The 9,281-nt window shown below is 60.5% G+C and carries 16 protein-coding genes; 6 read left to right on the top strand and 10 right to left on the bottom strand.

Annotated features, from left to right (window positions below; genetic code table 11):
- Positions 1–24 precede the first annotated feature (24 nt).
- The 9 genes from IRZ77_RS14970 to IRZ77_RS14930 all read right to left on the bottom strand — a co-directional run bounded on the left by IRZ77_RS14970 (position 25) and on the right by IRZ77_RS14930 (position 5,118).
- Positions 25–711 (bottom strand): hypothetical protein, encoded by a 687-nt coding sequence (locus IRZ77_RS14970; protein WP_196173805.1) that lies wholly within the window; start codon positions 709–711, stop codon positions 25–27.
- Between the two features lie 11 nt (positions 712–722).
- Positions 723–1,040, bottom strand: coding sequence for a hypothetical protein (locus tag IRZ77_RS14965; protein ID WP_196173803.1), 318 nt, complete (start codon positions 1,038–1,040; stop codon positions 723–725).
- A complete protein-coding gene (locus tag IRZ77_RS14960; RefSeq protein ID WP_196173801.1) occupies positions 1,037–1,285 on the bottom strand; it encodes a hypothetical protein in 249 nt (82 codons plus the stop codon). Before IRZ77_RS14960 ends, IRZ77_RS14965 begins: the two co-directional genes overlap by 4 nt.
- Positions 1,282–2,580, bottom strand: a complete 1,299-nt coding sequence (locus tag IRZ77_RS14955) for a tyrosine-type recombinase/integrase (protein ID WP_196173799.1) — start codon at positions 2,578–2,580, stop codon at positions 1,282–1,284. The genes IRZ77_RS14960 and IRZ77_RS14955 overlap by 4 nt, the downstream gene beginning before the upstream one ends.
- Positions 2,577–3,005: a VRR-NUC domain-containing protein gene (locus IRZ77_RS14950; RefSeq protein WP_108479931.1), complete on the bottom strand. Its 429-nt coding sequence runs from the start codon at positions 3,003–3,005 to the stop codon at positions 2,577–2,579. Before IRZ77_RS14950 ends, IRZ77_RS14955 begins: the two co-directional genes overlap by 4 nt.
- Positions 3,002–3,298, bottom strand: a complete 297-nt coding sequence (locus IRZ77_RS14945; protein ID WP_102885479.1) for a DUF1364 domain-containing protein — start codon at positions 3,296–3,298, stop codon at positions 3,002–3,004. Before IRZ77_RS14945 ends, IRZ77_RS14950 begins: the two co-directional genes overlap by 4 nt.
- Before the next feature lie 25 nt (positions 3,299–3,323).
- Positions 3,324–4,007, bottom strand: a complete 684-nt coding sequence (locus tag IRZ77_RS14940; protein ID WP_196173797.1) for a replication protein P — start codon at positions 4,005–4,007, stop codon at positions 3,324–3,326.
- Entirely contained in the window at positions 4,004–4,732 is a 729-nt protein-coding gene (locus IRZ77_RS14935; protein WP_196173795.1) for a DnaT-like ssDNA-binding domain-containing protein, read from the bottom strand. Before IRZ77_RS14935 ends, IRZ77_RS14940 begins: the two co-directional genes overlap by 4 nt.
- A 209-nt stretch (positions 4,733–4,941) precedes the next feature.
- Positions 4,942–5,118 (bottom strand): Cro/CI family transcriptional regulator, encoded by a 177-nt coding sequence (locus tag IRZ77_RS14930; protein ID WP_003260575.1) that lies wholly within the window; start codon positions 5,116–5,118, stop codon positions 4,942–4,944.
- 88 nt (positions 5,119–5,206) lie between these two features.
- Between IRZ77_RS14930 and IRZ77_RS14925 the strand changes: the two genes are divergently transcribed.
- Positions 5,207–6,058 carry an XRE family transcriptional regulator gene (locus IRZ77_RS14925; protein WP_196173793.1) on the top strand — a complete coding sequence of 284 codons (852 nt, stop codon included), beginning with the start codon at positions 5,207–5,209 and terminating at the stop codon, positions 6,056–6,058.
- A 23-nt stretch (positions 6,059–6,081) separates the two neighbouring features.
- On the top strand, positions 6,082–6,975 hold the full coding sequence (locus tag IRZ77_RS14920) for a DUF7946 domain-containing protein (protein ID WP_137163815.1): 894 nt from the start codon (positions 6,082–6,084) through the stop codon (positions 6,973–6,975).
- Positions 6,976–7,008: 33 nt separating this feature from the next.
- Here the strand turns inward: IRZ77_RS14920 and IRZ77_RS14915 are convergent, their stop codons facing one another.
- Positions 7,009–7,329: a DUF1654 domain-containing protein gene (locus tag IRZ77_RS14915; protein WP_196173791.1), complete on the bottom strand. Its 321-nt coding sequence runs from the start codon at positions 7,327–7,329 to the stop codon at positions 7,009–7,011.
- A 348-nt stretch (positions 7,330–7,677) separates the two neighbouring features.
- Here IRZ77_RS14915 and IRZ77_RS14910 point away from each other — a divergent pair, with 348 nt between their 5' ends.
- The 4 genes from IRZ77_RS14910 (at position 7,678) to IRZ77_RS14895 (ending at position 9,251) form a co-directional block, all read left to right on the top strand.
- Complete coding sequence (locus IRZ77_RS14910; protein ID WP_196173790.1) at positions 7,678–7,983, top strand: hypothetical protein; 306 nt, start codon at positions 7,678–7,680, stop codon at positions 7,981–7,983.
- A gap of 140 nt (positions 7,984–8,123) precedes the next feature.
- A complete protein-coding gene (locus IRZ77_RS14905; RefSeq protein ID WP_196173788.1) occupies positions 8,124–8,507 on the top strand; it encodes a response regulator transcription factor in 384 nt (127 codons plus the stop codon).
- Positions 8,508–8,526: 19 nt separating this feature from the next.
- Positions 8,527–8,796: a hypothetical protein gene (locus tag IRZ77_RS14900; RefSeq protein WP_196173786.1), complete on the top strand. Its 270-nt coding sequence runs from the start codon at positions 8,527–8,529 to the stop codon at positions 8,794–8,796.
- Positions 8,793–9,251: a hypothetical protein gene (locus IRZ77_RS14895; RefSeq protein WP_196173784.1), complete on the top strand. Its 459-nt coding sequence runs from the start codon at positions 8,793–8,795 to the stop codon at positions 9,249–9,251. The genes IRZ77_RS14900 and IRZ77_RS14895 overlap by 4 nt, the downstream gene beginning before the upstream one ends.
- Positions 9,252–9,281: the final 30 nt, after the last annotated feature.

Raw genomic sequence — 9,281 nt, 5'->3', positions numbered from 1 at the left:
TCTCTCACTGATGTCAATAGGCGATTATGCCGCGTCATTGATCAGCAGGCCTTCCGCCTCAAGAATCGCCCGAACCTCTCTCAAGGAGTCATTGATCATGCCATCCAGCTTTTCCTTGATTCCTGCACGCCAGCGGTAGCGTGTGGGCTCCGAAGTAGCATCGAGGTCCCAGGTGTTCATGTCGTAGAAGCTGTCCGGCAGAATGATCAGATCCTCGGCCAGAGCCTCTGCCTTTTTGCGTTCAGCCTGGCCAGCGGCCAATGCAGCGTTGACCAGGTTCTCGCGGCGCCATTCAGGCGCATCCAGCGGAATATCAACTGCAACCGAGCGAGGCCCCTTGCGACGCGCCCCCTTGAGCTTTGGGATGGCCCAGGTGGTCACGGCCTTGTAGACGAACAGCTGAGGCGCTGGGCTGGCAATCAACGACGCGATGCCCGTGATGCCCTGCAGCCGCTTCGCCTTGTTGGTGGCGTACTTCGCATTGAGGGCGCTCCAGTGACGAGGAATAAGTAGGTGGTGCAGGCGCGCAGCCAGCCAGTAGTCCACCTGGGCCCGGTCAAAGCCGCCTGAGTTCCCTCCCAACGAAGCCAGGCAGCCACCCTCTTCTTCTGCCGACTTGTATAGCTTCTGCCATGCCTGGCCTTTCGCAGCGCCTTTCTCTCCTGCCGCCAAAGCGGCAACTACTGCACCCGATACGCTGTTGTAGATCATCTCCTTTCCCCTCAATCACCGGTGTAGTTGGTGCCGCCGGCGCCGCGCCGGTTGCTTCCCTGATATGTAGCCTCAGGCCCGGATGCCTGAGGGTTCTTCAACTGCTCGATCTGCCGGAGCGCTGCCCGAAGCCTCATGCTGAGCTGGGTCACCAGTTCATCCAGGGCCAAGGCCTCGCCGGTTGCAGCCACTACCCAGCCTGAGGCGTTGCAGTTGTCGCATGGCAGTTCGTAAAACAAACCCTTGGTGACCGCTCTCCCACCGCACAAAGGGCATACTTCCAGATCAATTACGGCCTTCTTGAAAGCCGGGCCGTGGCTTTTGCTCATTGGCGGGAACGCCCCTTCTTGGCTCGAAGCCAAGGCTTGGTCGCACAGCAGCATGGAACGACACCACTGGCAGCCACAATCGGCTTGTCGAATTGCTCCAGGCCAAACAAGCCTCCTTCCCGCGGCGCCACGGTCACTTCCTCGCCGAGGTCCACGCCGGACCACTCATCAATGATCACCTGCCCAATGGCGCGACCTTCCAGGCCGTAGAGGAAGGCCACGGCTCCGTGCTCGGAAATATTCATTTCGAATCCTCGCTAATTACAAATTCGGCAAGGTCGCTGGACGCCTTGTGTTCCACTGGCTGGGCCGAATTCTGTGAAATTTCGGATAAGGCCTTGGTAAGGCCGTGAATGGCACCGAAGCCGATGCCGTCTAACCAGGCGTGCCACTTCTCCAGGGCGACCCGCCGCTGCTGCATGGCCTGGGTGTGGATGTAGGTGCTGGCGATCTTCCCCAGCGTGTGGTTCAGCAGCATCTCGCCGATGTGGCCATCGATGCCGAGGTCAGTCCAGGTGGTACGGGATACCTTGCGCAGGTCGTGGCTGGTCCACTCGCCCTGCCCCAGTCGGGTGAACACCATGCTCGCCTGGGTTTCGCTCAGCGGCAGCCCGCGGCGGTTCGGGAACAGGTACACGCCCTCATAGCCCCGGGCCTGCTGGATCGTCCGGTACCGGGTCAGCAGCGCCGCCACCTGGGCGGTCAGCGGCAGGCGGTGCTCGGTGCGGGTCTTGGTGTTCGCCGCCGGGATGAACCATTCGGCAGCGGCCAGGGAGATCTCGCTCCAGCGCGCCATGCGGGTCTCGCCGATCCGGGTGCCGTGGGCCAGCATCATCAGGGCCAGCATGGCGTCGCCTGGCTCCTGCTCGAAGGCCTGGGCCAGTTGCTGCATCAGCTCGGGCAACTGCACGCCACGCAGCCGAGCCGCCTTGGGCAGGATCCGGGCCTTGGTGAAATCGTTGAAGCGCATCCCGGCCATCGGGTTGCGATCGATCAGCCCCAGCTGCAGGGCCTGGCGGAAGGCGGTCAGCAGCAGCGCGAACATTTGCCGCAGGTAGGACAGCGACACTTCGGCCTGGCACGGCCACATCAGGTGCTTGTCCAGCGCATCGGCATTCACGCAGGCCACGGCCAGGTCATCCAGGCGCGGCTTCAGGTGCTGGGCAATGGCAGATCGGGCGCCGGCCTTGCGCTTCGCCGACAGCGAGCGGTCGCGGGCCATCCGATCGCCGTACCAATCCAGCAGCTGGCCTACGGTAACCATGCCCGACGCCACGGGCACAGTGGCCGGGGCGCGCAACAGGCGTTGGCGCAGCGCGGGCAGTTCGGCGATCACCGCCGCCACGCTCAGCTCGGGCCAGCGGGCGACCGGCACCCACTTTTTGCCGCGCACCAGGTACCAGGTGCCGCGCTCGCGGTTACTCCAGAAGCGTAGGTACAGGCCCGGGTGACGCGGATCGCGCACGTCGCGCACCGACTTGTCGGCGGCCTGCCGGCGCACCTCGGCCTCGCTCAGCTTCACTTCCCTGGTCGCGCTCATGCGGTCACCGTCGCAGGCTGCAGCAGGTAGGCGCGGATCGCTTCGACCGCGTCGATGTTGCCTCGGCACACGATGGCCAGGTAGCCCTGTGCGGCCAACGCCTGCAGGTAGGCATCCTGGCTCGCCGACACCGGCGCATCGAACGGCGGCCTGGCCTTGAACTCGATGTACAGGCCGAAGTAGCCGCCCCGCGCCATCGGCAGCACCAGGTCAGGCACGCCGGCCTTCACCCCCTGCCCCTTCAGCTTGGCGGCCACGGCCTTGACCCGGTGCCCGCCGTTCGGCACGTGATAGATCAGCTTGTAGGCCTGCGGGTAGCGCAGCTGCAGCTCCTGCATCAGTGCGGCCTGCTCCTGCCCTTCCCGGTCGACGGGCTTGGCGCGGGCCGGCTTGGCCTTGAACGGGCGAAGGGCAGGAGCATTCATGCGATCAGCACTCCCTCGTTCAGCAGCAGCGCCTGGGTGCGCATGACGCCCTCGGCGTGGTACTGGCGGGCGGTATCGCGGTCGACGGCCTTGCTGCGCCCGTCGCAAGCGTCATGGCAGGCGCTGCAGCACCACGCGCCCTGCAGGTCGTGCGGCTTCTTGCCGACTCCGCAGGTGCCGGCCAGCCGGTAGTGTGCCAGGACGGTGGTCTCGGGGTTGCCGTTGCACACGCCCGGAATGCGCACCTGGCACTCCCGGCCGCGAGCAGCCTTGGTCAGTTTTGTTTGGCGCACGGGACGCCTCCTTGAAGGTAATTGATCAGCGCCCCGCCAAGCGGGCGCGCATGGCTGCCAAGGCAGAATTTCCGACTTGCGGAGTGCGGCGCACGGAAACCTCCGCAGGAAGTGCCAGCGGCATCTTCTGCAGCGGCTCACCGGCCATAAGCCGCCGAACTGCGATGGTGTAGTTGCGCTCGAACAGCTTCGAGCTAGCATCGGATGGCAGCTTGTTGAGATTCTCGAAGCCGCACTCTTTGGCCGCGTGCCAGACCGCGTCATGACTCCACTTACCCCGACCAGCCATCGCAGGATGGGCATTGCGGGTTGCTTCGCGGAAAGCGGCCGCCAAGGCCGGCAGACCGAGCATCTCTGGTGACGGCTGACACCACTGGATGAACTCACCGGGAGGTGGGATGAACGGAGCCCCCGACTGGCGGCAGCGCATCAGTCCAAACTGCAACTGCTCGGGCTTGCAAATGCCGGCCTCTAGAAACGCAGTGAGCCATTGCTGTTTCGACGCGTTGTAGGTGGCCTGGTCGGGCCAAGCCTGCTTCCAGGCAGTGCAGATGGAGCGCAGGTCACGGAACAGATCGTTGATAACCTCTGCCGTCTTCCGGTTAAGCTCGGCCTTCACCTCATCGGGCAGATCGTATCCAGCAGAGACGTGCTGACCGGACTGAACCTTGGCCCACAGGCCATGTGTGACAACTGCGACTGGGTTCATTGGGCACTCCCTTGCTCGATCCAAGACGTATCGTGGTCATCGAGCTGCTGGCCACCCGGACCCGCACGCAGGGGAACGACCTTCGCAGCATTCGCTAGGTCGCGCTTTCTCCAGGCGACCAGGTCAGCGATCCATTGACTCTCGGTTTTAGCCAGCCCCTTCGCGTCGTGGTGGACGACAAATCCTGAAATGGCCTTTTCCGAGAACTCTGCGATAGGGACGCCTGATCGCTTGGCGTACGCCTCAAGCTGCGCCTGGTCAGGAACCCACTCGAGGAACATCGCGAACGGCTCACGCGGAGAGTGTGTATTACTTCCCTTCCCTTCCCTTCCGGGGGTGAGGCCTCGATCACCGCTAGACGAACCTTCGCCAACTTCTTCGTGAGCGCTCGGCGAGGGCTCGACGAATTCTGGATGCTTTACGGTAGGTCTATCGATCTTCTGGTGATGCCATCCGTTGACGTGCAGGTACTGTTTCGATCCCGCCTCGTAGAGAGTAATCAGCCGGTTCGTTACCAGCTCGATGAGCAGGCCTTCCACGGCCAGCGCAGTGATGTCGTCACCGGGGAAAACGAGAGCTTTGATGGTCTTCGGTGACATGGGGTGGTTGCCTGCGTCATCGCAGAAGTTCCAGATCCCGATGAAGAGGAGTCGAGCCATCGCCGAGCACTCCATGACCTGTTCACTGGTCCAGAACTCAGGCTTGATTGTGCGGATACGAGCCATTACGAACGCCCTCCATGACTGACAGCTGACGCGGAATGCGCGGTATTGCCTGCATCGTCTGTGCGGTGCATAATCAACCTCGATGTTGTTTCAGAAGACCGCCCTGCCAGGCGGTTTTTTTTCGCCCGCGATTCCAGTACTGGATGGATTCGCAGGTGTTTCAGCCATCTACTGGCGCAACGCTGGATGTCTGACAATCACACCCAAGGTCACGCCGCTGCGCCTTTCTGGTCAGCCTTAAGCGCCCCAGCAGTGATCCTTTCGATTTGGTACTGCCTCAACTCCGGCACCTCTGCCCACTGGCGCACCGCTTCGTAGGTAACGCCAACTGCCTTCGCGAGCGCCGAGATGGAACCGAAATGTTGAATTGCTTGGCTTTTGGTCATGGCAACCTCCTTTGCTCGTCTAGACATTCAAGCATGCTTGCATATTCAAAACAAGCATGCTTGACAAGCAACCTTGTAGATTGCGCACATGAAGACCACAGACCGAATTACCAAACTCGTCCTGGCTCGCAGGCCTGAACTCGGCGTGCGCAACGTCAAGCGGGATATCGCAACCACTTGTGGCATCAGCTACGAAGCTGTTCGCCAGTGGTTCGCCGGCGATACTGAAAACATCAAGAACGAGAACTTAGTGGCCTTGGCTGACGGGTACGACACGACCGTTGATTGGTTGCTATCCGGAAAGGGAGAACCTCCGCGCAAGGCGGAGCCAAAGGCAGGTGGAGAGAAAGATGTCGCTACATCTTTGTCGGCCGCGGATGCGGTCCGAAAAATGCTCGAAAAACATGGCAAGGGCCTAACCGCTGAGGCGCGACAGAGCATTGTTCGTGCCGTGGAAGAAGATCCACAGGGCGATAGCACTAGCGGGTTTGTCATCGCGACTGCCAAGCCACCAGAAGGCGATATCTCCATTCCCCAGTACGACATACGTGCAGCGATGGGCCATGGGCAGGTGCCGGCCGAGTACAGCGAGGTCATCCGGAATGTGGTGATCCGCGAGGAAGTTTTGCGGGAGAAAGGCGTGACCTACTCCGCAGCACAGGCCTTGGCGATGATCACCGGGTGGGGCCAGAGCATGGAAGGGACGATCAATGATAAGGATCCTGTGATCGTTGATCGCGGCGTGAACGACTACCAAGGTGAAGGCGTGTATGTGGTCACCTGGCATGGTGACCTGCTGATCAAACGTCTGCAGCGCCAAGACGAAGATCATGTCTGGCTAATCTCTGACAACCGCAACTACGAGAAGCAGTCGGCACGGATTGATGATGTGACGATCCACGCAAAGGTTTTGCTGGTTTGGAATGCACGACGGGTTTGAATAGTTTCTAGGAAAGGTGAAACGTGGATTGGGATTCGTTGACCGGCGTCGCCGGACACATGGATGTGAAATACGACGGCCTCGACGCCGAACGACATCTACTGGATTCACAGCAGTACGCACGCTCGGTAGAGGGATCAGCCCGCCTGTACAAGCTGGTCAGCCATTACTGCCTTTACGGCGAAGTACTCAGCGGCCGGAAAACCTCCGACATACGGTGCTACTCGGCTCCACCACAGAAAGGATCTTTTGAGTCAACACTGGTTATACTTACAGCACTTACTCATCAGTACCCAGCCTTCAACGACATTTACAAGAAGGCATTCGACTGGCTTGTAGCCAAGGTCATGGGACATGTGAAAGATGCGCTGTCAGGGGGATCCAGTGTGAAGGAGCTAGTGGAAGTGGTCAGGGAACAGGCCAAATCTTCAACAGAGCTCAATACCCTACTGGCGAATGGGCTTATCAAGGCAAACGACAATCTTGCGGGCCTGCAGGAAAAGATGATCCAAACCATCCCTGCATTAGTCGAGGCGTCTAAAGCCCCGATGCGGGCCGCCTTGACACCGCTAGGAAAAAGCTGCGATCAGATCATCCAGTTTTCGGGCTCAGAACACCCCATCCGAATCGAGGAGCCGGAAGCCCTTGCAATCAGATCAGACGGTGATGTGGTTGTCGGTGAGGCCGGTGATTTTATCGTGACTCGAATCTACTCACTCAGCCTAGACAGTGGCGTATGTAGGATTTCCATTGATGGCTTCGTGGGGATGTACCATGGGAAGATCAATGACGTGTCCCTGACTGTGCCTAACAATCAATATACGAGGGCAATGGACAGTCATAGCCAGCTCAAGGTACGGGGAAAGCCTGTATTCAAAGATGGAGAACTACATCGTTTATTCATCACAGAAGCTTGAACATAGCCCGCCTCGGCGGGCTTTTTAATCCCCTCAGAAAGGCGCCTCCTCCTGTGCGGGCTCAACCAGGGCCACATCTTCTCCCCTATCAATCACACGGTCATCATCGGTGGGCAAATCCCACTGCAGGATCACCGCCCCGTCATCACGGAAGGTCATGCCTAGGCCGTCAGTTTCAGACAGCAGCTCCATGATCGCCTCCCAGTCCTGATCTGAATCCGTATCGAGGCGGTGTATCAGCACCTTTCTGCCTAGCTGAGCTACGGGCGAGTTGATCATCGCTGACACCCTCAGGCCCAGCCGCTCAAGGCTCGTTAATTCCTCGATTCGAACTGCATTTTCCTGCACTGACATCCGCCACCTCCTGAATGCTGGATATCCATACAGTATTCGAAAATCGCACAAGTTTGCTTGCATTTAAAAAACAAGCATGCTTTCATGAATACAAGTTCGCTTGCATTTGCAACGAGCCTGGTAGCCATGGCAGCCCGCTCTTTACACAACTGGACACCCGTCACCCTCAGCGGCACATGAGGGCAGCAGCTGCCTCATGCAGTGAGCTGGGTTCAGGTAACCAAGTGGCGCGCATGCCAATGCGGGGAAGCGCGTAGCCCAAAGAGCGATGGGCGCCTGGATCACTTCGATTTCACTGGCTGGCCTTGGCGACAGGGCCAGACGGGAAATCAACCCGAGGACATCACCGTGAACAAAGAAGAAATTTACGACGAGCAAATCAGCCCGCTGATGCAGAGCATCATCGCCGTTTGCCGTGAGCACGGCATTGCAATGATCGCCAGCTTCAACATTGCCCACGATGGTGAAGGCCCGAACGGCGAAGACTGCTCCCGCCTGACCTGCACCTCCCATCTGCCTGATGGTGAAGGCGCTTTCGACGAGCGCTTCAGCAAGGCCGCCGTAGCGATCCAACGAAGCGCGCCGCATCACATCAGCATGCACATCGCAACACAGCACGCCGATGGCACCCGCACTCTGGCGGCAGTCATTTGATTCCCTGATAGCCGGAAAGACGGCCCGATCCACCTGGTTCCCCATCACCAGGCTGCATCGGTCGTGGCGTTCGCCCTCCCCTGGTCCGGGAGGTAGCGGCAGCGAGCGTCACGACCAATGCAGCCCACCGAGGACTCTTCATGAAAACGATCACTTGCGGCTCATGGATTGGCCAGCTCGGCAAGGCGCTGGCTCCCCGTGAGCTCGAAGCACTGTTGTGGGTGGCCCAAGGACTCACCACCAAAGAAATCGCCCGCCAGATGTCGGTCAGCCCGGGCACGGTGGCCAACCGCATCGAAGCCGCGCTGTTCAAGCTGGAGGCCGGCCGCCGCATCGAGGCGGTCACAAAGGCCATGCGCCAGCAGATCATCAGCCCGCTCTGCATCGCCCTCGCCGGCCTCATCGCCATGCACGCGGTGATCGACGACAGCGACCCCATGCGCCGCGATCGCCGCGCGCCGGAGCGCCGCACCGCCCAAGTTCGAATCGTTCGCAAGGCCGAGGCCTTCGAATACCACGCCTGACCCACCCGGGGATCACCCAATGCAGACAACAATGCACCAGGCCTTCCAAGAGAAGGTGGAAGGGCTCAAAGCCCTGCTCGAGTACAGCAAATTGGTCAAGGCGGAAGCCATGGCAAAAGTCAGCGCAGGTTCGCCGCGCTACCAGGCATTCGGGAAGGCCGGCACGTGGGATGTGGTGGAGATCGCCACGGGCGCCGTCCAGGGCTTCGCCTTCAGCTACCGGGCCGCGATTCGGTTCGTGGATGCGATGGAAGCCGGGGCGGCAAGCAAGACAGGCACTCGGCAATGAGCAAGCGCAAACCCCACAACATGCGGGCACGCCTGGAGCGGACTTGCCGGGCGCTGGTCTCGGCCAACCACGCCGCCGTGGTGAACATCGACCCCAGCGGCCAGCAGGTGCTGATCAACTGGAAGAACCTCAGGCAGATCCGGGTGCGCCAAATCGTCGACGCGGTCTGCGATATCCCGCACCGCTGGACGATCTACCTCAGCGTGTTGTGTCGGACCGAGTTCGGCGAGCGGTACAACAAGTCGATCGAGGTTGCACCGCAAGGCAGCTACCGCGCCGAGCACCTGACCGACGTGATCGAGGCGACCTACACCGACCTGCGGGCCACGGCCAACCCTAATCACCTGGTGGCGGCCGGCTGGATCGCCATCCCTACCGACACAACGCTCGACGAAGCAGAGGCCGCCAAGATCTTTGCCGCTGTCGGCGCCTGGAATCAGCAGAAAGCAGCATGAAACGCATCACCTCACGCGTCCGGCACGGCC

The sequence above is a fragment of the Pseudomonas pudica genome, from assembly GCF_015680405.1.
GTDB classification, from domain to species: Bacteria; Pseudomonadota; Gammaproteobacteria; order Pseudomonadales; family Pseudomonadaceae; genus Aquipseudomonas; species Aquipseudomonas pudica.
The sequence above is the reverse complement of the archived record's forward strand: the minus strand, read 5'-3'. Positions and strand labels throughout refer to the sequence as shown.

What these genes read in the sequence shown, in the direction of transcription:
- IRZ77_RS14970 (WP_196173805.1), bottom strand. Translation starts at nt 711, where the DNA reads ATGATCTACAACAGCGTATCGGGTGCAGTAGTTGCCGCTTTGGCGGCA.
- IRZ77_RS14965 (WP_196173803.1), bottom strand. Translation starts at nt 1,040, where the DNA reads ATGAGCAAAAGCCACGGCCCGGCTTTCAAGAAGGCCGTAATTGATCTG.
- IRZ77_RS14960 (WP_196173801.1), bottom strand. Translation starts at nt 1,285, where the DNA reads ATGAATATTTCCGAGCACGGAGCCGTGGCCTTCCTCTACGGCCTGGAA.
- IRZ77_RS14955 (WP_196173799.1), bottom strand. Translation starts at nt 2,580, where the DNA reads ATGAGCGCGACCAGGGAAGTGAAGCTGAGCGAGGCCGAGGTGCGCCGG.
- IRZ77_RS14950 (WP_108479931.1), bottom strand. Translation starts at nt 3,005, where the DNA reads ATGAATGCTCCTGCCCTTCGCCCGTTCAAGGCCAAGCCGGCCCGCGCC.
- IRZ77_RS14940 (WP_196173797.1), bottom strand. Translation starts at nt 4,007, where the DNA reads ATGAACCCAGTCGCAGTTGTCACACATGGCCTGTGGGCCAAGGTTCAG.
- IRZ77_RS14935 (WP_196173795.1), bottom strand. Translation starts at nt 4,732, where the DNA reads ATGGCTCGTATCCGCACAATCAAGCCTGAGTTCTGGACCAGTGAACAG.
- IRZ77_RS14930 (WP_003260575.1), bottom strand. Translation starts at nt 5,118, where the DNA reads ATGACCAAAAGCCAAGCAATTCAACATTTCGGTTCCATCTCGGCGCTC.
- IRZ77_RS14925 (WP_196173793.1), top strand. Translation starts at nt 5,207, where the DNA reads ATGAAGACCACAGACCGAATTACCAAACTCGTCCTGGCTCGCAGGCCT.
- IRZ77_RS14915 (WP_196173791.1), bottom strand. Translation starts at nt 7,329, where the DNA reads ATGTCAGTGCAGGAAAATGCAGTTCGAATCGAGGAATTAACGAGCCTT.
- IRZ77_RS14905 (WP_196173788.1), top strand. Translation starts at nt 8,124, where the DNA reads ATGAAAACGATCACTTGCGGCTCATGGATTGGCCAGCTCGGCAAGGCG.
- IRZ77_RS14900 (WP_196173786.1), top strand. Translation starts at nt 8,527, where the DNA reads ATGCAGACAACAATGCACCAGGCCTTCCAAGAGAAGGTGGAAGGGCTC.
- IRZ77_RS14895 (WP_196173784.1), top strand. Translation starts at nt 8,793, where the DNA reads ATGAGCAAGCGCAAACCCCACAACATGCGGGCACGCCTGGAGCGGACT.